At 60.1% G+C, this 24,453-nt stretch carries 21 protein-coding genes and 1 tRNA gene; 11 read left to right on the forward strand and 11 right to left on the reverse strand.

Going from position 1 to position 24,453, the window contains the following annotated elements; all coding sequences use genetic code 11:
• The first annotated feature begins 26 nt into the window (after positions 1-26).
• Positions 27-407 carry a DUF779 domain-containing protein gene (locus tag ACQY1K_RS06775; RefSeq protein ID WP_062457697.1) on the forward strand — a complete coding sequence of 127 codons (381 nt, stop codon included), beginning with the start codon at positions 27-29 and terminating at the stop codon, positions 405-407.
• Between the two features lie 9 nt (positions 408-416).
• Here the strand turns inward: ACQY1K_RS06775 and msrQ are convergent, their stop codons facing one another.
• Together msrQ and msrP are read right to left on the reverse strand one after the other, a co-directional pair.
• Positions 417-1,064: a protein-methionine-sulfoxide reductase heme-binding subunit MsrQ gene (msrQ, locus tag ACQY1K_RS06780; RefSeq protein WP_062457694.1), complete on the reverse strand. Its 648-nt coding sequence runs from the start codon at positions 1,062-1,064 to the stop codon at positions 417-419.
• Between the two features lie 2 nt (positions 1,065-1,066).
• The gene (msrP, locus tag ACQY1K_RS06785; RefSeq protein WP_430258565.1) at positions 1,067-2,014 is read right to left on the reverse strand and encodes a protein-methionine-sulfoxide reductase catalytic subunit MsrP; all 948 of its coding nucleotides are present in this window, start codon (positions 2,012-2,014) and stop codon (positions 1,067-1,069) included.
• Between the two features lie 190 nt (positions 2,015-2,204).
• Here msrP and ACQY1K_RS06790 point away from each other — a divergent pair, with 190 nt between their 5' ends.
• Together ACQY1K_RS06790 and ilvD are read left to right on the forward strand one after the other, a co-directional pair.
• Positions 2,205-2,627, forward strand: coding sequence for a DUF4112 domain-containing protein (locus ACQY1K_RS06790; RefSeq protein WP_092662047.1), 423 nt, complete (start codon positions 2,205-2,207; stop codon positions 2,625-2,627).
• Positions 2,628-2,896: 269 nt separating this feature from the next.
• Positions 2,897-4,732, forward strand: a complete 1,836-nt coding sequence (ilvD, locus tag ACQY1K_RS06795) for a dihydroxy-acid dehydratase (protein WP_062457685.1) — start codon at positions 2,897-2,899, stop codon at positions 4,730-4,732.
• A 110-nt stretch (positions 4,733-4,842) separates the two neighbouring features.
• Here ilvD and ACQY1K_RS06800 read toward each other — a convergent pair whose 3' ends face one another.
• The gene (locus tag ACQY1K_RS06800) at positions 4,843-5,208 is read right to left on the reverse strand and encodes a lysozyme inhibitor LprI family protein (protein ID WP_062457681.1); all 366 of its coding nucleotides are present in this window, start codon (positions 5,206-5,208) and stop codon (positions 4,843-4,845) included.
• A 313-nt stretch (positions 5,209-5,521) separates the two neighbouring features.
• On the opposite strand from ACQY1K_RS06800, the gene ACQY1K_RS06805 reads away from it, so the two are divergent.
• Together ACQY1K_RS06805 and ACQY1K_RS06810 are read left to right on the forward strand one after the other, a co-directional pair.
• The gene (locus ACQY1K_RS06805; RefSeq protein ID WP_430258566.1) at positions 5,522-6,949 is read left to right on the forward strand and encodes a DegQ family serine endoprotease; all 1,428 of its coding nucleotides are present in this window, start codon (positions 5,522-5,524) and stop codon (positions 6,947-6,949) included.
• 13 nt (positions 6,950-6,962) lie between these two features.
• Positions 6,963-8,279, forward strand: coding sequence for a replication-associated recombination protein A (locus tag ACQY1K_RS06810; protein WP_113110993.1), 1,317 nt, complete (start codon positions 6,963-6,965; stop codon positions 8,277-8,279).
• Positions 8,280-8,282: 3 nt separating this feature from the next.
• Here the strand turns inward: ACQY1K_RS06810 and ACQY1K_RS06815 are convergent, their stop codons facing one another.
• The 3 genes from ACQY1K_RS06815 to ACQY1K_RS06825 form a co-directional block, all read right to left on the reverse strand.
• On the reverse strand, positions 8,283-8,603 hold the full coding sequence (locus ACQY1K_RS06815; RefSeq protein ID WP_184655179.1) for a DUF1883 domain-containing protein: 321 nt from the start codon (positions 8,601-8,603) through the stop codon (positions 8,283-8,285).
• A gap of 314 nt (positions 8,604-8,917) precedes the next feature.
• Entirely contained in the window at positions 8,918-9,922 is a 1,005-nt protein-coding gene (locus ACQY1K_RS06820; protein ID WP_430258567.1) for a ketopantoate reductase family protein, read from the reverse strand.
• A gap of 82 nt (positions 9,923-10,004) precedes the next feature.
• Positions 10,005-10,223: a hypothetical protein gene (locus tag ACQY1K_RS06825; protein ID WP_062457666.1), complete on the reverse strand. Its 219-nt coding sequence runs from the start codon at positions 10,221-10,223 to the stop codon at positions 10,005-10,007.
• Positions 10,224-10,525: 302 nt separating this feature from the next.
• On the opposite strand from ACQY1K_RS06825, the gene ACQY1K_RS06830 reads away from it, so the two are divergent.
• Entirely contained in the window at positions 10,526-11,152 is a 627-nt protein-coding gene (locus tag ACQY1K_RS06830) for an outer membrane protein (RefSeq protein ID WP_062457663.1), read from the forward strand.
• A 223-nt stretch (positions 11,153-11,375) separates the two neighbouring features.
• Here ACQY1K_RS06830 and ACQY1K_RS06835 read toward each other — a convergent pair whose 3' ends face one another.
• Both ACQY1K_RS06835 and ACQY1K_RS06840 read right to left on the reverse strand, forming a co-directional pair.
• Positions 11,376-12,776, reverse strand: a complete 1,401-nt coding sequence (locus ACQY1K_RS06835) for a DUF882 domain-containing protein (protein WP_430258568.1) — start codon at positions 12,774-12,776, stop codon at positions 11,376-11,378.
• 401 nt (positions 12,777-13,177) lie between these two features.
• Positions 13,178-17,002, reverse strand: coding sequence for a vitamin B12-dependent ribonucleotide reductase (locus ACQY1K_RS06840; protein WP_430258569.1), 3,825 nt, complete (start codon positions 17,000-17,002; stop codon positions 13,178-13,180).
• Positions 17,003-18,072: 1,070 nt separating this feature from the next.
• Here ACQY1K_RS06840 and ACQY1K_RS06845 point away from each other — a divergent pair.
• Complete coding sequence (locus ACQY1K_RS06845; protein WP_162238148.1) at positions 18,073-18,219, forward strand: hypothetical protein; 147 nt, start codon at positions 18,073-18,075, stop codon at positions 18,217-18,219.
• 30 nt (positions 18,220-18,249) lie between these two features.
• Positions 18,250-19,890 carry a M10 family metallopeptidase C-terminal domain-containing protein gene (locus tag ACQY1K_RS06850; protein WP_430258570.1) on the forward strand — a complete coding sequence of 547 codons (1,641 nt, stop codon included), beginning with the start codon at positions 18,250-18,252 and terminating at the stop codon, positions 19,888-19,890.
• A gap of 59 nt (positions 19,891-19,949) precedes the next feature.
• Here the strand turns inward: ACQY1K_RS06850 and gpt are convergent, their stop codons facing one another.
• The 3 genes from gpt to ACQY1K_RS06865 all read right to left on the reverse strand — a co-directional run bounded on the left by gpt (position 19,950) and on the right by ACQY1K_RS06865 (position 22,290).
• The gene (gene gpt / locus ACQY1K_RS06855; RefSeq protein ID WP_092662062.1) at positions 19,950-20,447 is read right to left on the reverse strand and encodes a xanthine phosphoribosyltransferase; all 498 of its coding nucleotides are present in this window, start codon (positions 20,445-20,447) and stop codon (positions 19,950-19,952) included.
• 94 nt (positions 20,448-20,541) lie between these two features.
• Complete coding sequence (locus tag ACQY1K_RS06860) at positions 20,542-21,381, reverse strand: universal stress protein (protein WP_430258571.1); 840 nt, start codon at positions 21,379-21,381, stop codon at positions 20,542-20,544.
• Positions 21,382-21,501: 120 nt separating this feature from the next.
• Positions 21,502-22,290: a competence/damage-inducible protein A gene (locus tag ACQY1K_RS06865; RefSeq protein WP_430258572.1), complete on the reverse strand. Its 789-nt coding sequence runs from the start codon at positions 22,288-22,290 to the stop codon at positions 21,502-21,504.
• A gap of 284 nt (positions 22,291-22,574) precedes the next feature.
• Here ACQY1K_RS06865 and wrbA point away from each other — a divergent pair, with 284 nt between their 5' ends.
• The 3 genes from wrbA to ACQY1K_RS06880 all read left to right on the forward strand — a co-directional run bounded on the left by wrbA (position 22,575) and on the right by ACQY1K_RS06880 (position 24,355).
• Entirely contained in the window at positions 22,575-23,174 is a 600-nt protein-coding gene (gene wrbA / locus ACQY1K_RS06870; RefSeq protein ID WP_062581387.1) for an NAD(P)H:quinone oxidoreductase type IV, read from the forward strand.
• Between the two features lie 121 nt (positions 23,175-23,295).
• Positions 23,296-23,381: transfer RNA gene (locus ACQY1K_RS06875), tRNA-Leu, on the forward strand.
• A gap of 74 nt (positions 23,382-23,455) precedes the next feature.
• A complete protein-coding gene (locus ACQY1K_RS06880; protein WP_062457640.1) occupies positions 23,456-24,355 on the forward strand; it encodes an alpha/beta hydrolase in 900 nt (299 codons plus the stop codon).
• Positions 24,356-24,453 lie beyond the last annotated feature (98 nt).

A 24,453-nucleotide genomic window follows, 5' to 3' on the forward strand; every position in this document is an offset into this window, starting at 1 on the left:
GTCTCGATGCGAACAGGAATGACATGATGGATGCGACAATCAACGGCGAACCGCGCGTCACGGCCACGGATTCCGCGCTGAACTTCATTGCCGAGATCCAGGCGGACCACCCGGACATCCTGTTCCACCAATCAGGCGGCTGCTGCGACGGGTCGTCACCCATGTGCTATCCGAAGGGCGATTTCATGCTTGCCGACCACGACGTGAAGCTGGGCGAAATCGGCGGCGTGCCGGTCTATATCAGCGGGAGCCAGTTCGAGGCCTGGAAGCACACACAGCTGATTATCGATGTCGTGCCCGGTAGGGGCGGCATGTTCTCGCTCGACAATGGGCGTGAAAAGCGCTTCCTCACCCGGTCACGACTATTCGGCGGCGGTGAGGCCTGCGCGATACCTGCCATACGTTGACGCCGCCCACTATGTCGTGGTGGCGGGACGTGCCGGACGGGTCTTGCCGCGCTTCCAGTTGAGGAACGGCTTCCTCAGCGGCCGGTAGGCGAGCAGCAGCCCGATCGCTGCGATATGGATAAACGGAACGAGCGTCACCGACTTCACCGCGAGCACATAGTGGAGCGCGCCGCCCAGTGCCACGAGATAGATCAGCTTGTGCATTTTCACCCAGGTCTGTCCGAGCTTGCGGATCGACCAGTTGTTGGATGTCACCGCAAGCGGGATCAGCAGCAGCAGGCAGGCAAAGCCGATTGTGATATAGGGGCGCCGCACGATATCGCTGCCAACAGCGCCGAAGTTCAGCTGCAGATCGAGCAGAAGATAGACGCTGAAATGGAACACGACGTAATAGAAGGCGAGCAGCCCTAGCGCACGGCGATAGCGGATCCAGTTGATCCCGAGAATATCGCGAAGGGGCGTGACGGCGAGCGTCAGGATGATGAAACGCAACGCCCAGATGCCGATCAGGTGCTCGAACGTCTTGACCGGATTGAAACCCAGCCCGCCCGTCGCGGCCTGATAGAAGTACCACGCCGCGGGACAAAGCCCCACGACGTAAAGTGCCCAGATGCTGGCGGCATGGTATCGGCGGGGCAGGGCTGGGATCGAGAGCATGGTCAGTAGTTCGCTTTCAGGTCCATGCCGGTATAGAGGCTCGCCACTTCGTTCGCATAGCCGTTGAAGGGCAGGGTATCGACGCGCTTGGTTCCGAAGAAGCCGCCTTCGCCGATCCGCTGTTCGGTCGCCTGACTCCAGCGCGGATGGTCGACGGCCGGATTGACGTTGGAATAGAAACCGTATTCCCGGGCGTTTGAATTCTTCCAAGTGGTCTGTGGCTGCTCTTCGACCAGCTTGATCTTGACGATCGACTTGATGCCTTTGAAACCGTATTTCCACGGCACCACGAGCCGGATCGGCGCGCCGTTCTGGTTGGGCAGCGTTTCGCCGTAGAGACCGACGGCAAGAATGGTCAGCGGATGGCGCGCTTCATCGAGGCGCAGGCCCTCGACATAAGGCCAGGGTAGAGCCTGGAAGAGACCGCCTTGGCCGGGCATTTCCTCGGGACGCACGACCGTCTCGAACGCCACGTATTTCGCGCTGCCAAGCGGCTCGACCTGGTCGAGGATCGCCGCCAGGGGGAAACCGATCCACGGGATCACCATCGACCAGCCCTCGACGCAGCGCATGCGGTATGTCCGCTCCTCGAGCTTCATCTTGAGGATCTCGTCGAGACCGAATTCCTTCGGCTTGCCCACCATGCCCTCGACCTTGACGGTCCAGGGTGTCGGTTTGAACGCGCTGGAATTCTGCGAGGGATCTTCCTTGCCGACGCCGAACTCGTAGAAATTGTTGTAGGTGGTGACGGCTTCTTTAGGCGTCAGCTTTTCGTCAAGCTTGTAGGGGCCGGGCGATGCGCTGAGAGCCGCAGCGAATGCGCTTGAGCCTCCAAGGACTGAAAGGCTGGCGCCCGCGGCGACGGTGCCCACGAAATTCCGGCGCGACAGATAGATGTCGCGCGGCGTGATCTCAGTCGGCGAAATGTGGGGTGGGCGAAATGCGGGCATGGCGGATCTCCTTCAGGCAAAAGCCTATCCTGTGCTTATACGTACCGCCGACAGGTTTGGTTTCACAGAGGCGGAGGAAAGGCATTAAACCACGTTTGCGTGAAAGAATTAGCGTTGAAACATACGCTAAGCCTTGAACCGGGAAATCGCATGCTCATTTCAGCTTTGACATTAATCAAGGATAGTGAGTATGGCGACGAAAACCTGGGATGCTGCCAGCGAACGCTTCACGGAAACCGATGCGGGCCGGATCGATCGACTGCGGCGTTTGCGGCGTATCCACGGCGTCGCCCGTATGATGGATACGGCGATCGGTATTCCCGGCACCCGGTTTCGGTTTGGTGCCGATTCCATCATGGGCCTTGTTCCGCTCGTGGGCGATGCCGGGGGCGCATTGATTGGCCTATATATCGTCAACGAGGCCCGCCGCATGGGTGTGCCGAACGACAAGCTTGCAAAGATGATCGGCAACCTTGCGGTCGATTCTGTCGTCGGCAGCGTGCCGCTGGCCGGTGATCTGTTCGACGTCTTCTTCAAGTCGCACCGCCGCAACCTCAACATCGTTCTCGACCATTTCGGTGTGACGGCGGACGAGCTCCGCGCGAAGCGATAGCGGACACGAGGAGAGGGTGAGGGACGGTGACGTTGCCTCGCTCCCCAAGCGCCACGCCGGAGCAGAACCGCTATGAAACTCCGACCGCGCCTACATCGCCTGGCCGATTTCTAGTGCGCTGGTGAGAACCGTACCGTACCGTACTGTTTTTCGCCCCATTGGTAGTGACACTGGCTTTAGCCTGCAGTAGGACGGAGAAAACAAGGTCCTTTGCGCCGCGTCATCCAACGCGGTAAATAGCAATGGCTGAACGCGATCGAGGAAACACCATGCCTGTCTATCGTTCAAGAACCACGACCCACGGCCGCAACATGGCTGGCGCGCGCGGCCTCTGGCGCGCCACCGGCATGAAGGACGGCGATTTCGGCAAGCCGATCATCGCGGTGGTCAATTCCTTCACGCAGTTCGTGCCGGGCCACGTCCACCTCAAGGATCTCGGCCAGCTGGTCGCCCGCGAAATCGAGGCAGCCGGCGGCGTCGCCAAAGAGTTCAACACGATCGCGGTCGATGACGGCATCGCCATGGGCCACGACGGCATGCTGTACTCGCTGCCATCGCGCGAGATCATCGCCGACTCGGTCGAGTACATGGTCAACGCCCACTGTGCCGACGCCATGGTCTGCATCTCCAACTGCGACAAGATCACGCCCGGCATGCTGAATGCTGCCATGCGCCTGAACATCCCGGCCGTCTTCGTCTCCGGTGGCCCGATGGAGGCCGGCAAGGTCGTCCTGCACGGCAAGACCGTTGCGCTCGACCTCGTCGATGCCATGGTTGCCGCCGCCGACGACAAGATGTCGGACGAAGACGTCACCGCCATCGAAAAGGCCGCCTGTCCAACCTGCGGCTCGTGCTCCGGCATGTTCACCGCCAACTCGATGAACTGCCTGACCGAGGCGCTCGGCCTGTCGCTGCCCGGCAATGGCTCGACGCTCGCCACCCATTCGGATCGCCGTCGCCTGTTCGTCGAAGCCGGTCACCTGATCGTCGATATCGCGCGCCGTTACTACGAGCAGGATGACGAACGGGTCCTGCCGCGCAATATCGCCACCAAGGAGGCGTTCGAAAACGCCATGTCGCTCGATATCGCGATGGGCGGCTCGACCAATACGGTTCTCCACATCCTGGCGGCTGCCTATGAGGGCGGCGTCGATTTCGGCATGGAGGATATCGATAAGCTGTCGCGCAAGGTGCCGTGCCTGTCCAAGGTCGCGCCTGCCAAGAGCGATGTCCACATGGAAGACGTTCACCGCGCCGGCGGCATCATGCGTATCCTGGGCGAGTTGGAGCGCGGCGGCCTGATCAACCGAGACTGCTACACGGTTCACGAAGCAACGCTCGGCGATGCGATCGACCGCTGGGACATCACTCGCACCAATTCCGAGAGCGTCCGCGATTTCTTCAAGGCAGCACCCGGAGGCGTTCCCACTCAGGTCGCGTTCAGCCAGTCTTCGCGTTGGGACGAGCTCGATACGGATAGCGACACGGGCATCATCCGCTCGGTTGAAAATCCCTTCTCCAAGGACGGTGGCCTGGCGGTTCTCTACGGCAACATCGCGGCCGACGGCTGCATCGTGAAGACCGCAGGCGTCGATGAGTCGATCCTGAAGTTCAGCGGTCCCGCTGTCGTCTTCGAAAGCCAGGATGCGTCCGTCAAGGCGATCCTCAGCAACGAGGTCAAGGCCGGCGATGTCGTCGTTATCCGCTACGAAGGTCCAAAGGGCGGCCCGGGTATGCAGGAAATGCTCTACCCGACCAGCTATCTGAAGTCGAAGGGCCTCGGCAAGGCCTGCGCGCTGATCACCGACGGTCGCTTCTCCGGCGGCACATCCGGCCTGTCGATCGGTCACGCTTCCCCGGAAGCAGCCCAGGGTGGCGCGATCGGACTTGTCCGCCAGGGTGACATGATCGAGATCGATATTCCGAACCGGACAATCCATCTGGCGGTGTCGGATGCTGAACTCTCGGCGCGTCGCCACGAGCAGGATGCACTCGGCTGGAAGCCGTCAGCGCCCCGCAAGCGCAACGTCACGACGGCCCTCAAAGCTTATGCGGCATTTGCGTCGAGTGCGGACAAGGGCGCGGTCCGGATCCTGCCTGAGTAAGTCTCGGGTCGAACCAACTCCGCAGACAGAGATCTCAAAGCTTCGAAGGCCTCGGTGCACAACACCGAGGCCTTTGTCTTTGATCGTTTCCAGTGAACGTCGATTAAGGACTAAAGCGGCTCTTTGCTCAGTCCGCTAAACGCTTCCTGCAACTGCTTCATCCGCTCCGCATAGGCCGTCGTCAGGCATTGGACGTCTGCCTCGCAAGCCCGACGCTTCTTCAACCAGTCGCTTTGTTCCTGGCGCAGCTGGTCGCGATTGCCCATGGCGAGCAGGCTGGTCAGGATATCGAATGTGGTGACCATCTTCACGTCGGCATCGTTCAGCGTGCGTGTGTCGCAGATCACCTTCTCGTCGGCGACCAGATCGGTCTTCTCGCAATCGAAGCTCGCCGCCGCTGCCGGGCGAGGTGCAAGGGAAAGGCCGGCGCTCAGGACAAGTGCAGCCACGCCGGTGGCCGCGAATATGGTTTTCATGCTGGAACGCTCCTCTGTGCAGTCTCTGGAGCCGATCCCAAACGGCATCGTAAACTCCCAAGGACAAACATGATGCACATGCGCGAGATAGCAAGGATGATGGAGGATAGGATCGTGCTGAAAAGCCGATGCTTTTTGCGGATCAGCTGGAAGCAGCAACACCCGCCCGCGGGCTTTGTCGGGTACCGTCTTTCCCTGCCTGTGCCAGATACCCATATAGGCGGTCGCAAGGACGCTGCATCGGGTTCCGGGCACCTTTCTTTTGCCGCTTGCGGCGCTACAACGTCATCCAGCAATTTGTAAGAGGAATCACATGTCCAGTACGCTCAAGCGACCGTTCGAACGGCATCTCAGGCAGCTCTCGCTCAGCGTCGTCCTGCTCGCGGTATTGGCGCCCGCCGGCGCCTATGCGCAGGACCAGAAGACGGTGCCGCAAAGCCGGCAGGAAATGCAGCTTTCGTTCTCGCCGCTGGTCAAGCAAACCTCCGGTGCCGTCGTCAACGTCTATGCCGAGCGCGTCGTGCAGCGCCCGAACCTGTTTTCCGGCGACCCCTTCTTCGAGCAGTTCTTCGGCCAGCGCATGCCGAACCGTTCGGAAAAGCAGTCTTCGCTCGGTTCCGGCGTCATCCTCTCGCACGAGGGTCTTGTGGTGACCAACAATCACGTCATCGAAGGCGCTGACGATATCAAGATCGCACTGGCAGACGGACGGGAGTTTCCCTGTGAACTCGTCCTGAAAGACGAGAGCGTCGATCTGGCCGTGTTGCGTATCAAGGCGAAGGAAAATTTCCCGGTCCTGCCGCTTGCCGATTCCGACCGTACGGAAGTGGGTGATCTGGTGCTCGCGATCGGCAACCCGTTCGGTGTCGGCCAGACGGTCACGAGCGGCATCGTGTCGGCGCTTGCCCGAAACCAGGTGTCGTCGGGAGATTTCGGCTTCTTCATCCAGACCGACGCGTCGATCAATCCCGGCAATTCCGGCGGCGCGCTGATGAACATGAACGGCGAACTGATCGGCATCAACACCGCGATCTTTTCGCGCGGCGGCGGATCGAACGGTATCGGCTTTGCCATTCCGGCAAATCTCGTGAAAGTTTTTCTCTCCGCTGCATCCGAAGGCAAATCGGTCTTCGACCGCCCCTATGTCGGCGCCACATTCGATGCCGTTACCTCTGACGTCGCCGAAGCGCTCGGCTTGAAGGCCGCCCGCGGTGCTCTGGTCTCGCGTGTCGTCGAAGGCGGTCCGGCCGACAAGGCAGGCTTGAGGCCCGGCGAAGTCGTGACTGCGGTGAACGGCATTACCGTCGAGCATCCCGATGCGCTCGGCTACCGTCTGACGACGGCCGGCCTCGGCAAGGGAGCCAAGCTGACCGTCCAGACCCCCGACGGCGAGCGCGACTTGCAGCTCGCGCTCAATTCCGCGCCGGAAAGCACGCCGCGCGACGAGCGGGTGCTGGAAGGCCGCAATCCCTTCGCCGGTCTGAAGATTGCCAACCTGTCGCCGAAACTCGCCACGGAACTGCGCATGCCCACGGACAAGAGCGGGGTCGTCGTCACCGACGTTTCGCGCGGCTCGCCTGCCGGTCGTCTCGGCTTCCAGCCACAGGACATCGTCGTCTCGCTGAACGGCGAGGCGGTCGCTTCGACGACTGTCATGGAAAAGATGCTCCGCACCGATCCGGGGTTCTGGCGGGTCGAGATCGAACGCAAGGGCCAGCGTATCCGGCAGTTCTTCCGATGAACGGTAAGGGCTGATGAGCGACGACCTGTTTGCACCGAAAGTCCCAGAAGAGGTCGCCAGCCGGCGGCCGCTTGCCGACCGGTTGCGGCCGAAGACGCTTTCGGAGGTGACGGGTCAGGCTCATCTGACGGGTGACGATGGTGTGCTTCGTCGCATGATCGATTCTGGCTCACTTGGATCGATGATCTTCTGGGGTCCGCCCGGTACCGGCAAGACGACCGTCGCCCGGTTGCTGTCAGGCGAGGCGGGGCTCGCTTTTGAGCAGATTTCGGCGATCTTTTCCGGCGTCGCGGATCTGAAGAAGGTGTTCGAATCGGCACGCCTGAGACGCATGCAGGGCCGCCAGACGCTTCTCTTCGTCGACGAGATCCATCGCTTCAACCGTGCCCAGCAGGACAGTTTCCTGCCCGTCATGGAAGACGGCACTGTGATCCTCGTGGGCGCTACCACTGAGAACCCGAGTTTCGAACTCAACGCCGCTCTTTTGTCGCGTGCTCGGGTTCTGACCTTCCGCAGTCATGACGAAGACAGCCTCAGCGAACTCTTGGAACGCGCTGAGCAAGTGGAGGCAAAGCCGCTGCCGCTCGATGACGGCGCGCGTGCAAGCCTGATCCGGATGGCGGACGGAGACGGCCGTGCGGTTCTGACGCTGGCCGAGGAAATCTGGCGTGCAGCGCGCGCGGGCGAGGTCTTCGACACGGTTGGTCTCACCGAGATCGTCCAGCGCCGTGCTCCCGTCTACGACAAGGCACAGGACGGCCACTACAATCTCATCTCCGCCCTCCACAAGTCGGTGCGTGGCTCGGATCCCGATGCAGCACTGTATTACCTCGCGCGGATGTTCGATGCCGGCGAGGACCCGCTCTATCTCGGCCGACGTCTGGTCCGGATGGCGGTGGAGGACATAGGCCTTGCCGACCCGCAGGCGCTTGTCGTGTGCAATGCCGCCAAGGATGCCTATGACTATCTAGGATCGCCGGAAGGGGAGCTGGCGCTTGCCCAGGCCTGCGTCTACCTGGCGACGGCTCCGAAATCGAATGCGGTCTATATGGCCTTCAAGGCGGCCACCCGCGCTGCCAAGGAAAACGGCTCGCTTCTGCCACCCAAGCATATCCTCAATGCCCCGACCAAGCTGATGAAAGCCGAGGGCTATAATGACGGGTATCGCTACGATCACGACGAGCCCGACGCGTTTTCAGGCCAGAATTACTTCCCCGAAAAAATGGGCCGCCAGACCTATTACGATCCGCCGGAGCGCGGCTTCGAGCGTGACATCAGAAAGCGTCTCGACTGGTGGTCGAAGCTGCGCAAGGAGCGCGGCGGCAGCTAAGCCTCAGGAAGCCCTGGCGATGCCTGGTTTCTGCGCCTGACCCGGTGCCGCGACGAGCCTCACCGAGGACTCGGCCAGAGCGTGATGCCCTTCCATATCCACCACCAGATGCCAGTGGCCGTTGTCCGGAACGGCGATCCGCAGCGGCGATTTCTTCGCAACGCCGCCGACGAACTTGAAATCGAGTTGTTCCGTAAACCGCTGGTAGTTCGCAGCAGTCATCAGGCGGACGTTGTTCACGCCATTGAGCGTGACTTCGATGATCGTGCCGGCGCGCTGCGGTTTGAGATCATAATGCGTGTAGCGAAAATTCGGACCTGCCATGCTTGCCTCATTCATGCCAGTATATGGGTACAACAATCCTACAGACACCCGGTTAAAGATCTATGGAACCTACTGCGTTCCTGGGTGTTATTTAGGCATGATGCCGACGCGCTGAGCCACCAGCCCGCTGGCAAGACAGATAAAGCAAGGCGATGTTTCCCCCCGCGTCGCCCAAAAACGACAAAATATTTGACCTCCAATCTACCTGGTCCCGCTGCTCCCCGCAGCGGGACTTTTCTTTTTCTGGTTTCGTAAAAAGCTTTCTCTACAAAGACTTGAAGCGATTTCCGGACTCAGGTCGAGAGCGATTTGATTCAGTTTGTGAGGTGCTGGCGGTCCAGTTGAGCGGTCAGCGCAAAGATGGTTTCGCACACGGGCGTCGGCACGCCGGCCAGTTTTCCGAGCGACACGACCATGCCCGTCAACGGCACGATCTCCAGCGCCTTGCCCGCAAGTAGATCCTGAAGCATCGAGGTTTTTACTGGCCCGAAACCTTGCGCTCTCGCAAACATTTCATCGGCCGTCTGGGTGAACCTCGCACCAAAGGCGGTGCCGACGGCCTGAACCTCGTTGATGATTTTCCGAACGATTTCGGCGATATCCGGGTTTGACATCATGTCGATCATCAAGGCGCGGGTGAGGGCGCTGATGGGATTGAAGGCGGCGTTGCCACGAAGCTTCGCCCAGATCTCGTCTCTGATCCGCGGCGTTGCCTTGGCATCGAGATCGCAGCGCTGGAAAAGCTCGACGATCGCCGACAGGTCGTCGGACATCTCGCCGCTTGGTTCGCCGAGAAAGAAATGGCCTTTGCCGTTCAGGCGTGTCTTGCCGGGCTCGATGATTTCCGCACCTTGATACGCGACGCAACCGATCACGCGTTCCGGACCGATGGCGTTCCAGATGCAGCTGTCTGCGTCGAGCTCGGGGATATGCCGGCCTCCAAACCCGCTTTCCATGTCCCCATGGAAATACCACCAGGGAATTCCGTTCAGGATCATCACGACGCGCGTGCTTTCGCCAATCAGTGCCGCCAGACCATCTGTTGCGGCTGCGAGCTGATGGCCCTTCAAACCGGTAATGATAATATCCTGTGGAGGCAGACTGAACGGATCATCCGTCGCGGCAACCCGTACGCGGACCGGATCGATGCCTATGTCTTCATAAACGACGTTTAACCCGTTCTCTCGGATTGCCTTAAGCTGTGCGCCTCGCGCCACAACCGACAGCTCCGTGTCGGCTCCTGATCCAGCCGCAATCTTTGCGGCAAATGCACTTCCGAGCGCGCCCGCGCCATATACGCAAATTCTTCTGAACGACATCTGTCCTCGCTGCATTCCGACGTAAGTCGGAAGCAGTGTAGGGGAGCGGTAGAAGCGAGGCGACCGATAATTTCGGCCGGTCCTAGTGCGAGGGGTTGTTCGGCAGCAGTTCGTTCATTCGCAGTTCGTCGATTGCTGTGACAGCCTCTTCCGCGGTCCAGCCGGCCTTCAGGGCCGCTGCAATCATCCTTACTTCCGCCTCTTCCTCGAGCGCAAGAAACAGCGGCTCGAGCGCTTCCTGGACGGTCAGGACATTCTCCTCCGGCGACGGGACGGACTGCCGTGCGGTATTCGTCAGCATGTGCGGTTCTCCTCTGTGATGGTCGAATTTATCCAATTTAACGACCCCCGAAAAGGTTCCCAAAAAACGTCGATTTTGCGGGCTTTCTGGCATCCCGATATCGTGATCTGAAGATATCGCACAAAGGTCGTTCCGGACGGTCGCAGTTAACGATGCGTTTATGAATTCGTGAAAATAAATCGCAATACGGTGCGGGATTGTCCTCGCTATCTGGGCTGGGTTGCCTGGATCGTCCCGCGGCTTTCAGCCGGTTGTATCGCCTGCGCATCCGCCACTTGCAGGCTTTGTATGGAGTAAACGCAATGACCCAGAAGACACTTGCCCTGGCGCTCGTCGCCGCCTTTGCCGCCAGCCCCGTTATGGCTGCGGATCTCACCAGCGCCTATGAGGCGCCCGCCTACAGCGAACCTGCGAGCGAACCGGCCGGTTGGTCAGGTGCTTATGTCGGTGGACACGGCGGTGTAACGTCGCCGAGGATCAACCCGTTTGCCAGCGGCAAGGGCCTCAACCTCGGCGTTCACGGCGGCTACAACCACGACCTGGGCGGCGCTATCGTTGGTGGCGAACTCGATTACTCCTATCTCGGCGATGCCGACGTGAAGGCCCGCGGCGGCAAGCTGTCCGAGCGTCATCGCATGGCCGCAAAGGTCAAGGCTGGTGTTCCGCTCGACCAGACGCTGCTTTACGGCACGACCGGTCTTGCCATGACGAAGTATCGCGATGGCGACAATGTTACCGGCCCGGACGGCTGGAAGCCTGGCCTCCTGCTGGGTGCCGGCATCGAGCAGAAGCTGACCGGCAACATCTCGGCCCGCGTCGAGTACAACTATGTCATGACCGACAACGTCAAGAGCTCCTACCAGGGCGTCGAAACCCGTAAGGACGTTCATGACCACTCGGTTACCGCTGGCGTGAACTACAGGTTCTGATTAATCCGGTCACACCCGGAACGGAAAAGGCTCGCTCACGCGGGCCTTTTTTCGTTGGGGACTTGGGCTGAGCCGCCTCAACGGTTTGCCTATCGATGTCTGTCGGGAAACGCTGCGAGCCACAACTTCTGCCCCATCGCTCATCCCATAAACTCAAAAGGCCCACAATCGCGGGCCTTTTTCATGATCGCTATGAAAACGATGGGTCTGAACCGGTGGCCGATCAGCCGTCCGACCAGAACCGGCTGTGATCGAACTCTTCGGCAATACCGAGCGGCAGAGGCTCTGCGTTGCTGGGTTTTGCAGTCAGATCCGTCAGCGTGCGGCCGACGACGAGCGGCGCGGTCATTCCGGTCGATGCGCCGGGGGGCGAGATCGCCCAGGAGATCAAAACGTCTTCGCCATCGAACTCGTCTTCCGGATCGATTCGCGGCCCGGTGATCGGCAGCGATGCCAGCGAGTGTCTTGGTTCTGGAAGTCCTTTCGCCGGCGCAGCAAGGGCGAGGGCGGGTACGAAGCCCGGTGCAGGGCGAGGCAGCATCGGCATGCTGTTTCCGAGCGCGGACGCCGATGCGGCCGTCGGTGCCGGACCAAGCGAGGCGGTTTCGATGACGGCGGCAGGAGCCGATGACGCGGTTTCAGCCGCCGGACGCAGGCCCGGGGCCGGGATTGCGAGAGATGCCAGATCGGCAAAGGCGGGTACCGGCGCCACGGCAACCGTCGCACGCGCCGATGGCCGTGGCGTCGTCTGCTCGTCGAGTGCTGCAAGCGCGCGGCTGCGTGGTGTTGGCAGCATCGCGGTGATCAGGCCGCTGCCGACCCGTTTTCCGGCACCTGCATAATCGTCGGCCTCGATATCTATGGTCGCACGCGCAATAGCGATCGACTTGCCGCTGCCACGGCGTTTGAGATCGGCCATCGCGACGCTATAGCCCTGGAGCGGTCTTCCGTCGGCGGGAACATGAATGGTTCTGCCGTTCGGGAAGATACGCGCCAGCTCCTGCCGCGACAGTCGTGGCCAGGCCCGGACATTGCCGACATCCACATGCAGGAAGGGCGAGCCGGATGTCGGGTAATAACCGACGCCGCCGCCCTGGATCTGAACTGCGATGGCCCGCAGCGTCGAAAGCTTGACGCCGGGAATGTAGAGATCGATCGCCTTGCCAAGCATATGCTGGCTCTTGCGCGCAACCCCGGTGGAGCGTGAGCGACCGCGCAGCATGTTGTTGGTGGCAGGCGAACGATAGGCCGATACGACGTGGATGTAATTGTTGGTGCCGGAACGCTCGTAGATCTCCCAGACGAGATCGAGCAGGTTCGGATCCATTCGCGCCGTCTCGTTGCGGCGCCAGTCGCGCAGGAACCGGTTCATCTGGGCAAGACCCTTCTGATCCAGCCTGCCGTCCCGCTTGTAGGTAATCGTCGCCTTTTCGCCCGTATGGGTAAAATAGAGCTTGAGAGACCGATCCTCGGCAAAGGCAAACGACGCCGATCCCAACAAAGCCGCCACCGCAAGCCCGGCTGCGCCCGCAGACCGTGCAGCCTTGCCGGCCGCTTGCGAGGCGAGGTTCACAAGTGCGCGTGCAGCACCGGGTACAGACTTAATCGACAGAGACTGGGACACGACAAACCCGCTTTACGCAAACTGTGACAGCGGGATGCGAAAACCGCAGCCCGGCGAATACGGGACCATTATGGTCAACGAAAAGCTAACGGGAGGTTGATGCCCGCAAGGCGAAGTGCGGCGACACGGCTTTGTGAAGTGGGGTGGGCCGCGCTAGCGTCAAACCGGGTTGCAGGTCATGCCGTTGCTGGCCGTGGGTCGCCAGCGCTCTAAGCTCGGTTCCTCGCTTTTTGCTTCCACGGGAAAGACTGTTTCGAGGGAACAGCTACGAACAGCGTTTATTCAGTGTTTGAGGAAAAGGCCGCAAGAAAAATCCCCGCACTGAACATCATCAGTGCGGGGATCAGGTTAGACTAATTTGGCTCAGGTGAGGGCTAGCCGCTCACCAATCCCGTCTCAAATCAGCTGCAGCCGCTCGTTGCGCCGCAGGTGTCGCACTTTTCGCATGTTCCGTTGCGGACCATGGTGAAGTTCTGGCACTCGGTGCACATGTTGCCGGTGTAGCCCTGCATGATCGACTTCATGCGGCGATCGGCTTCCTTCTTCTTGGCTTCCGCCTTGGCAGCGGCAGCGTCTGCCTCAGCCTTGTCCGAGAAGAGGGCGGTTGCGACCTGCTGGCCTTCGTCGGCAAGCTGCTCGTCGGCGATGTCATCTGCCACTTCGCGAGGCCGCTCTTCGTAGTCGCGTTTGAAGGACACGACTTCCGATGTGGAGATCGCAAGCGTGGTCTCGAGCTTGCGGGCAGCCGAGCCGGCAAACGATGTGACGTTGCCGCCGCCGCTGCCGACCGAGGCCTTTGCCGCGGAGCCCCCTGCCGAACCCTTCGGCTCGTTGCCAGCCAACCGGTCGGAACCACCCGAGACGAGGGTCGGCTTGTAGCCGCGCGTCCAGCCGGTGGAGAGAAGGTTGGTCTTGCCTTCCTCGATACCCTTGCCAAGTGCCGTCTGCGAGAAGTCCGACGTATCCACATGCGCCAGATCGTGACGGCCGAGATAGGACACGGCCAGTTCGCGGAACACGTAGTCGAGGATCGACGTGGCGTTCTTGATCGCGTCATTGCCTGTCACGATGCCGGCCGGCTCGAACTTGGTGAAGGTGAAGGCCTCCACATATTCCTCGAGCGGCACGCCGTACTGGAGACCGAGCGAGATGGCGATAGCGAAGTTGTTCATCATCGCGCGGAAGGCGGCGCCTTCCTTGTGCATGTCGATGAAGATTTCGCCGATGCGGCCGTCACCGAATTCACCTGTGCGCAGATACACCTTGTGTCCGCCGACATTGGCCTTCTGGGTGTAACCCTGGCGGCGGTTCGGCAGCTTTTCCCGTTCGCGGGTGACGCGTTCGACAATCCGCTCGACTATCTTTTCGGTGATCGTCACGGCCTGTGCGGCAGTTGGTGCTGCAATCAGGTCCTCGATCGCGTCCTCTGCATCGTCTTCGTCGATCAGCGAGGCGTTGAGCGGCTGCGACAGCTTCGAACCATCGCGGTAGAGGGCGTTGGCCTTCAGAGCCAGCTTCCAGGACAGCATGTAGGCCGCGCCGCAATCTTCGACGGTTGCCTCGTTCGGCATGTTGATCGTCTTGGAGATTGCGCCGGAGATGAACGGCTGGGCGGCCGCCATCATGCGGATGTGGCTTTCAACCGACAGGTAGCGCTTGCCGATCTTGCCGCACGGGTTGGCGCAATCGAACACCGGCAGATGCTCGTCCTTGAGGAACGGTGCGCCTTCCAGCGTCATCGCACCGCAGACGTGGATGTTGGCAGCTTCGATGTCCTTCTTCGAGAAACCGATATGCTCAAGCAGGTTGAAGCTCATGTCGGCGAGCTGCTCGTCGGAAACCTTGAGGGTCTCCTTGAGGAAGTCGGTGCCGAGCGTCCACTGGTTGAACACGAACTTGATGTCGAAGGCAGCCTTGGTTGCGCCGTTGATGGCAGCGATCTTCTCGTCGGAGAAGCCCTTTGCCTTCAGCGAACCGGGGTTGACGCCGGGAGCCTGGTTGATGTTGCCGTGACCGACCGCATAGGCCTCGATCTCGGCAAGCTGGCTTTCGGTATAGCCGAGGCTGCGCAGGGCTTCCGGAACCGCACCGTTGATGATCTTGAAGTAGCCGCCGCCGGCGAGCTTCTTGAACTTGACCAGCGCAAAGTCGGGCTCGATGCCAGTCGTGTCGCAGTCCATCACGAGACCGATCGTGCCTGTCGGCGCAATCACTGTTGTCTGCGCGTTGCGATAGCCGTGCTTTTCACCCAGCTGCAGCGCCTTGTCCCAGGCAGCCTTTGCATGGACGACGAGATCCTGGTCCGGGTTTTCCGAGTGGATCAGCGCAACCGGATCGACCGACAGCTGCTCGTAGCCGGAGGTTTCGCCGTAAGCTGCGCGGCGGTGGTTGCGGATGACCCGCAGCATGCTTTCGCGGTTCGGCGCGAAATTCGCGAACGGTCCGAGTTCGCCGGCCATTTCGGCAGACGTCGCATAGGCAACGCCGGTCATGATCGCGGTCAGCGAGCCGGCAATGGCGCGGCCTTCCTTCGAGTCATACGGAATGCCCGACGACATCAGGAAGCCACCAATGTTGGCATAGCCGAGGCCGAGCGTGCGGTACTGGTAGGAGAGTTCGGCAATTTCCTTCGATGGGAACTGCGCCATCATGACCGAGACTTCGAGAACGACGGTCCACAGGCGGACCGAATGCTCGTAATCGGCAATGTTGATGTTCTTCGTCGCCGGGTTCTTGAACTGAAGAAGGTTCAGCGAGGCAAGGTTGCAGGCCGTGTCGTCGAGGAACATGTATTCCGAGCACGGGTTCGAGCCGCGGATCGGTCCACCGGCCGGCGACGTGTGCCAGTCGTTCATCGTCGTGTTGAAGTGGATGCCCGGATCGGCAGACGCCCATGCGGCATAGGAAATCTGTTCCCACAGATCCTTGGCCTTCAGCGTCTTCATGACCTTGCCGTCCTTGCGGGCGGTCAGGTTCCAGTCGCCATCATTCTCGACCGCCTTGAGGAAGTCGTCCTTCAGCGAAACGGAATTGTTGGAGTTCTGGCCGGAGACAGTGAGGTATGCTTCCGAATCCCAGTCGGTGTCGTAGGTCTTGAACTCGAGATCCTTGTAGCCCTGGCGGGCGAACTGGATGACGCGCTTGACGTAGTTTTCCGGAACCTGGTCCTTCTTGGCAGCCTTGATCTCGCGCTTCAGGGCAGGGTTCTTCAGCGGGTCGTAGCACTCGTCGCCATCGGCCTCGCAGTTGACGCAAGCCTTCATGATCGCCTTCAGATGACGGCTGACGATCTTGGAACCGGTGACGAGGGCGGCAACCTTCTGCTCTTCCTTGACCTTCCAGTTGATGTATTCCTCGATATCCGGATGGTCGATATCGACCACGACCATCTTCGCCGCGCGGCGCGTCGTGCCGCCCGACTTGATGGCGCCGGCTGCACGGTCACCGATCTTGAGGAAGCTCATCAGGCCGCTGGAGCGACCGCCGCCCGAAAGCTTTTCGCCTTCGCCGCGCAGATGGCTGAAGTTGGAGCCGGTGCCGGAGCCGTACTTGAACAGGCGGGCTTCGCGAACCCACAGGTCCATGATGCCGCCTTCGTTGACGAGGTCATCGCCGACCGACTGGATGAAGCAGGCATGCGGCTGCGGATGCTCGTAGGACGACTTCGACTTGGTCAGCTTGCCGGTGAACGGGTCGATATAGAAATGGCCCTGGCCGGGACCGTCGATGCCATAGGCCCAATGCAGGCCGGTGTTGAACCACTGCGGGCTGTTCGGCGCAACGCGCTGGGTGGCAAGCATATAGGCAAGCTCGTCCATGAACGCGGACGCGTCGTCTTCCGACGTGAAATAGCCGCCCTTCCAGCCCCAGTAGGTCCAGGTACCGGCAAGACGCGAAAATACCTGGCGCGCATCGATTTCCGAACCGTAGCGCTCGCCTTCGGGAAGATCGCGCAGCGCCTTTTCATCGGCAACCGAACGCCAGAGGAACGACGGAACGTCGTTTTCTTCAACTTTCTTCAGGCGCGCAGGCACGCCGGCCTTGCGGAAATACTTCTGCGCCAGAACGTCCGTCGCAACCTGCGAGAACTGCGTGGGCACGTCGATATCCGCAAGCCGGAAGACGATCGAGCCATCCGGATTACGGATCTCGCTGGTTGCCTTGCGGAATTCAATCTCTCCGTAGGCGCCCGTTTCCGGCTTGGTGAAATGACGTTCGATGCGCATTGCCTAATCCTCGTCAGTGAGGCGCCACTCGATGGGGCGCACGTGTTCATGCCGGCTGCTCGCCATCATGGGCAGCCAGTCAAAATTTTATCATCCAGTGAAACATCATGGATGGCATGTCTGTATCTTGTGATAGATGGTGGCTGCAAACACTAAATATAGTATTAACAGTTTCTTTCCGCCAGCGCCAGCACCGTTTCAGCAGACCATCGAGCGGCCATGGAAATCCGTCACCAGACGATCCTCAAGAACCGCCACGACCTGCAGGAAACCCATTTTGACTCGAAAAAGAACCGGCCTCGTTACTCCCGGTCTAGTCGCCGCCGCAACCTGATGGCAATGTCGACCTCCAGGGGAGATTCGTCAAGCCGTAGTTGTTAGTGGTTTCGTAACCACAAGATATTGTAGGTTTGGCTGTGGATAACGGGGAAGAAAAAACGTTGAGGAATCTCAGTGATTTACGACGTCAAGTACCGGACTGCGCGAAGTTCACGCAATTGGACGGCGTTCGCGATCAGGACTGCTTCGACAGTGCGACGCCTGTAAAGCAGGGACTTTGCCTATGCTCTGAAGCATCTGTGTGACACTGGCGACAATTTCGGATTATTTTCGAGGTTGGGAAAATGCGGTTCGCTCTGTTGACAGCCGGAAATGTTTCCAAACGGCACGTCTTGCAGGGGTAAGTCCATCGCTCCGATTTCTCATCCCTCGTATTCCGCAAATGTACCGTAAACGGTTTTCGTATATCTAACCGGGATGGAAGTAGGTTTCGCAAAAAGCGAGTTCAAAAGAGGGAGCCCGTGATGTTCGGCGACGTCGTTGCGCGGCATAGTCGTCAGGCAATCTTTCGCACACTCGGGCTCGCGCTGATCTGTACCTCCGGCTCGCTCCCCGCGTTTGCCGATGCGACGCAACGACCTTCGTATCGTTGCGAATTTGCGCATACCATGGATACTGCAGTTTCGAGATCCGCCTGTAATGCTGTCCGCTCCACAGTCGAGCAGATGACGGGTCGAGGACCTGGTTATGGACAGTTCGTCTTCGAGGTGACGCGCGCTCGCACAAACAGCGTGTCTGCGAGATTGCGCTGGAAGGCAGACGGAGCTGCTGGCTGGCGTTCCGGACCGGTCGTGACGACCGTCGTCTCGGACGCGGCTTTGAATGACGATATTCTGAAGGCATTTGCCCGGCAGCTTGTCGAGGCATCAGGATTTTGAATGGCCACAGGAAGGCCGGGGGAGACTTGAATGGCGACTTACACGGAAGAGACTGACGCAGCGGCTAGCCGTTCCACGGCCTACAAGATCGCTGCCGGCGACACGTTCACCGGCGCGCTGGCGACCGGAGATGCCGATTGGATCAAGGTCTCGCTTACGGCAGGCAAAGCCTATCAGTTCGACATGTCGGGGACGGTCGGCTGGGCCGGTCTCCAGGTCATGGACGCGGACGGCATCGCGATTGATATCGACGAGAACAGTCTCGACACGGACTTCGAGAAGTCGACGCTCAGCGTCTTTGCCGAAAAGAGTGGCACCTACTATATCCGCGTCGGCAGTCACGACGACGAATGGTCAGGCGACTATGCGCTGAAGACGACGGTTGTTACCGCCCCGAAATTCGCAAGCTACGATACGGTCGCCAAGCAGTTGACCACGGATTTCTGGACCAGCGACGGCGGCACACCCTTCAAGTTCAATATCGCGGCCGGCGGCACGTTGACCGTCAACGTCGGTGCGCTGACCGCCCAGGGCCAGCAGCTGGCCAAGTGGGCTCTCACTGCCTGGACGGAAGCCTCCGGCATCAAGTTCAAGTTCGTGACCGGTTCGGCACAGATCTCCTTCGACGACAAGGAGGGCGGCGCTTACGGCGGATCGACGTCGATCATCGGCGGTTTCACCACGGCGTCTTTCGTCAATGTGGCGGCAAGCTGGATCACCGACTACGGCGCGGGCGCAGACAGCTACACGATGTCCACCTATGTGCACGAGATCGGTCATGCGCTGGGGCTCGGCCATGCGGGCAACTATGACGGCAACGCCACCTGGGGCATCGACAATCGGTTCGAAAACGATTCCTCACAACTGACGGTGATGTCCTATTTCGACGATCAGGTCAGTGTCTGGGCCGGTGGCTCCGGCACCACCTCCATCACGCCGATGATGGTGGACGTCCTTGCCATCCGCAACCTCTACGGGACCACGGCGATCAGTTCGGGCAACACGACCTACGACCTCAAGTCCGACTTCCTCGGCAAGGATGTCGCGATGAACCTGGTCGATACCGGCGGCAGCGATACGCTGAATTTCAGCTGGGCGTCGGGAAACCAGCGGATCGACCTCAATGCCGAAAAATTCTCGAGCGTCTCGGGCGGGATCAACAATCTCTCGCTGTCGCGGGGCACGGTGATCGAGAACGCGATCGGCGGCAAGGGCGTGGATGTCATCGTCGGCAACGCGGTCGCCAACATCCTCGAAGGTCGGGCTGGACAAGACAAGCTGATCGGCAACGGCGGCAACGACAAGCTGATCGGTGGTACCGGAAACGATACCCTGACCGGTGGCAGCGGCAAGGACACGTTCGTCTTCAGTTCGGCGCTGAACAGCTCAACGAATGTCGATACGATCACCGACTTCTCGGTCGTGGACGATCTGATCGATCTGGAGAACGCGATCTTTACCGCCTTCACCAAGAACGGAGCGATTTCCAGCGGCAATTTCCTGAAAAGCACGTCGCCAACGGCGAAGGACAGCAACGATTTTCTGGTCTACGAAACCGATACCGGAAATCTGTTCTACGATGCCAACGGCAGCAAGTCCGGCGGCTCGGTGATGATCGCGCATCTCGATAAGAGCCTGGCGCTGAGTTATCAGGATTTCCTGATCGTCTGAAACCGGTTGCGCGAAGACAGACCGGCACGGGTGGGCCGGTCAGGATGTCGTATGGCAGTTCAGCCCTTGTGGCCCTTGGCGATCGGCTCCTGGTAGGTGAAGCCCATATCCCAGGGGAAATAGATCCACGTATCCTGGCTGACCTCGGTCACGAACGTATCGATCATCGGCACGCCTGACGGCTTTGCATAGACGCAGCCGAAATGCGCCTTTGGCAGCATGGCACGCACCTCGGAGGCTGTCTTGCCGGTGTCGGTCAGGTCGTCGATCACGAGGATGCCAAGACCACCGTCTTCGCAGAGTTCGGGCGAAATCCCTTTCAGAAGGTTCATCTCACCCTGGTTGACGTAGTCGTGGTAGGACGCGATGCAGACGGTCTCGATCAGACGGATGTTCAGCTCGCGCGAAATAATCGCCGCCGGCACAAGGCCGCCGCGCGTGATGCAGACGATGGCTCTGAACTCCTGACCCAAACCGGCGAGACGCCACGCCAGCGCGCGCGCATCACGGTGGAACTGGTCCCAGGAGACGGGGAAAGCTTTTTCGGGAAGAGACATTGGAGAGCCTTGGCTTAGATCTGCTTTGGCTCTCGCTAATAGCGGGAAACGGATGTTTCTGGCAAGGTGGGTAGGACGACTTCGGTCCGACCCTTCATCGCGACAGAAGCGTCAGCGCGGTCATTGAATCCAGAACGCTGCGTGTCGTCCCTCCGAACAGCATTTCCCACCAGCGGGAATGGCCGTAGCCACCCATGACCAGCAGATCGATACTGTCGTCCAAAAGCCGGTTTTCGATGGCTTTGGCTGGCGTCTCGCGGCTACCGATCCGCGTGGTGACAGTGACGTTGACGCCATGTCGCGCAAGACTTGTGGCAATCTCGGTTCCCGCAAACTCGGCCGTCTGGTCGCCGCGCTCCGGCGGGTCGACGACGAGCACTTCCACACTTGCGGCGGTCTTGAGGAAGGGCAGGGCGTCGAAGGTCGCGCGGGCCGCTTCCTTGGAACCGTTCCAACCGATCAGAACACGCTCGATCGGCTTGAAGGCGGTCATCCGGTGGGGAACGAGCAACATCGGGCGACCGCTCTCGAACAGGAATGTTTCGAGATCGGCCCGGTGATCCGAATGCGAAGGGTCGCTCTGGCTTGCAATGATGAGGTCCGCGGTCCGGGCAGTCTCCATCACCGAACTCGCGCCATATCCGGCAGAGGAGACGAAACTGCGCCATTCGCGCGACAGTCCCTCACGCGTGGACACCGTGTTGAAGATGTCGGCGACCATGGCCGTTTCCTTCTGGGCAACCTCCTGCAGGACCTGGACCGCTGCTGGATCGGGGATCTCCATCGGCGCGATCAACGGCACGGCAGCAAGCGTCTCGGCATGCACGCCAATCAGGTGGGCGGAGAACGTTTCAGCCAGGGCCGCGCCAAAAGCCGCCATTTGCCGGGCGTTCTGAGGAATGTTGAGGACAGCAAGAATGGTTTTGTAAGCCATGGCGTCATCTCCCTTGTTGACCGGCGCCGGGGAGCCGAAAGCCGGTCTCTAATTGTTACGTGATGCCCAGATCGGGCTTGGTCGATCGACTTGGGGAAGGCCAGCTCGCGCAGGTCTCTCTCAGGCGTCCGCCGTCGGGTTGTCGGCAATCCGGGTGCCGTCGATATTGGCAATCATGTCCGCGACAGCCTGCGCGGCCGCGTCCAGAACCTGCGGATCGCGGGCGCGGACCACCAGCTCGGTTGAGAAGCGCTTGCCATCGTATTTTGGATAAGAGCCGATGCTGGTCTCCGGATGCGCCTTCTGCACAGCCGCAAGCGGGGTCCCGATATCGCCCTCGCCATAAGGGCAGGCAATTGCCCGCGACAGCACTTTCGAGCCCGATTTGAGCGTCGGCAGAACATTGTCCATCATCGCCTGGAACACTTGCGGTACACCGGCCATCACGTGGACATTGCCGATGACGAAGCCGGGTGCCGTCGAAACCGGATTGGCAATATGCGTGGCACCCTCCGGCATCCGCGCCATGCGTTGGCGGGCCTCGGTGAATTCCATTTCGCGGCGCTTGTACATCTCGGCGAGCAACCGCATCGCTTCCGGGTCGTGAATGCAGGGCACTTCGAATGCTTTTGAGACTGCATCCGCTGTGATGTCGTCATGGGTCGGGCCGATGCCGCCGGATGTGAAGACGTAATCGTAGCGGGCACGCAAAGCGTTCAGAGCCTCAACGATCGCGTCTTCTTCGTCCGCAACGATGCGCACTTCCTTCAGGTCGATGCCTGAAAGCGTCAGCAGGTCGGCGAGGTGGCCGATATTCTTGTCCTTCGTCCGGCCGGAAAGAAGCTCGTCGCCGATGGCGAGCATCGCCGCGCTGACGAGGGTAGGTGAGGATGACAGGGTATCGGACATGGAGGCGCTCGCTTTCTCATTGCACGGGAACGTTAGCGCGCGCCGGGAAACGATTGCAATCGTTCAATCCAAAAACTGACGTGCGAATGAAACGACAAACATTCGATCGCGTTCAGCAATTGTGGACAGTCCGTGCAGAGATCGCCCTCTGGCCGGTGCTGTGACACTGCGCTAGCTAAGCCTCAAGGCCTGTTATCGGAAAGCGTCCTGCTTGCCATGATCGTGACGTGGTCCGTTGCCGCCTTGCGATCATCATTCCAGCACCTGCAAAGGAATTGAAAACAATGACAAAAGTACTGGTTCTCTACTATTCCTCGTACGGCCATATCGAGACGATGGCGTATGCTGTCGCCGAAGGCGCTCGCTCGGCCGGTGCCGAAGTGACCGTCAAGCGCGTTCCGGAACTGGTTCCTGAAGAGGTAGCCAAGGCATCGCACTTCAAGCTTGATCAGAAGGCTCCGATCGCCACACCGGACGAGCTCGCTGAATACGATGCGATCATCGTCGGTGCCGGGACCCGCTACGGTTCGGTTGCCTCGCAGATGCGCAATTTCTGGGATCAGACCGGTGGCCTGTGGTTCGCCGGCAAGCTGATCGGCAAGGTCGGCTCCGTGTTCACCTCGTCGGCCACCCAGCATGGCGGCCAGGAATCGACGATTCTCGGCTTCATCCCGACCTTCCTTCACCAGGGCATGGCCGTGGTTGGTCTGCCTTACTCCTTCCAGGGCCAGATGGGCACGGAAGAAGTCATGGGTGGCTCGCCTTACGGCGCCACGACCATCACCAACGGCGACGGCTCGCGCCAGCCTTCCGAGATTGAACTCGAAGGTGCACGCTTCCAGGGCGCCCACGTTGCAAAGACTGCAGCCAAGCTCTGCGCCTGATCTGCCCACTTCAAGTGAAAAGCGCGGGGCCTCGGCTCCGCGCTTTTTTGTTGCGCGCCTGCCGCCGCCTGCAATTTCCGTCCTTGACGTCGAAGGCGAACTTCACGAAACAGGAACCCAGGCGGACGTGGCGAAATTGGTAGACGCAGCAGACTTAAAATCTGCCGACCTCAGGTCTTACGGGTTCGACCCCCGTCGTCCGCACCATCATTCTTAACCTTTCCAAATTGAATTGATCTCCTTGCCCTCTACTTCCATCAGGAGCGGTAGGAGAAAAACGTATGCTCAGGGCAATTTTGATCGTTGTGGCCGGTCTATTCGTCAGCGCGAATGCATTCGCGGCTGGCGTCGTAAAGGAAGGGCAGGTGATGGCGAGCCGGATCCTTGGCAAGAATGTCGAGTTTACGCTCTATCTTCCTCCAGGCTACGGATCCGACGAACGGCGATACCCGGTCATCTATCTGATGCACGGTGGTGGCGATGGAAAGAATCAGGACTGGTACCGGTATGGGAACGCCAACCTGATCTTCGACAAACTGATCGAAAGCGGCGAAGTACCGCCCTTCATCGCCGTGACGCCTGAGGGTCGGCGGGACGAGGAGAACAAGTTCAACACCTATTATATGAACGATGCCGACGGAAAATATCTGTGGCAGGATATGTTCGTGAAGGAATTCATTCCGCACGTTGAGGGCTCGTTCCCGGTGATCGCAGGCAAGAAGTCACGCGGCATTCTGGGCCTTTCCATGGGTGGTTATGCAGCCATGGCCTACGCGCTGAAATATCCGGATCTGTTTGCCGGTGCTGCAGCGCTGAGTGCTGCGTTCAGAACCGATCAGCAGATTGTAGCGATGGATCAGGCAGGCTATGACCGTCGGTACGGCAAGGCTTGGGGTGAGGGGTTGAGTGGCACGGATCGGCTGAACCAGCCTTACTACGCCAACAGCGTTCTCGATCTCGTCGACAAGACGCCTCCAGACGCAATCCGCAAAACGGAACTCTTCATCGATTGCGGATCGTCCGACAGCTTCTTCGTGGGCAATGCGGAACTGACGGTCAAGCTGCAGAAGCTCGGCGTGCCGCACCGTTTCATGGCGCGTGAAGGTGGCCACGACTGGACCTATTGGCGCTCGGGTCTGCCGGAAGCGACCCGGTTCATCGGCAAACTCCTGCATCAATAGTGCCGCGCAGAGCGCGTCGCCATTACCCGAAGATTCTGGGGCATCGATGTTTTTGTTCCCAAAAACGCGCACAGAACGGAAAGTCTGCAAAACGGCCT

The organism is Neorhizobium sp. IRS_2294 (assembly GCF_050500145.1).
GTDB lineage: Bacteria > Pseudomonadota > Alphaproteobacteria > Rhizobiales > Rhizobiaceae > Neorhizobium > Neorhizobium soli.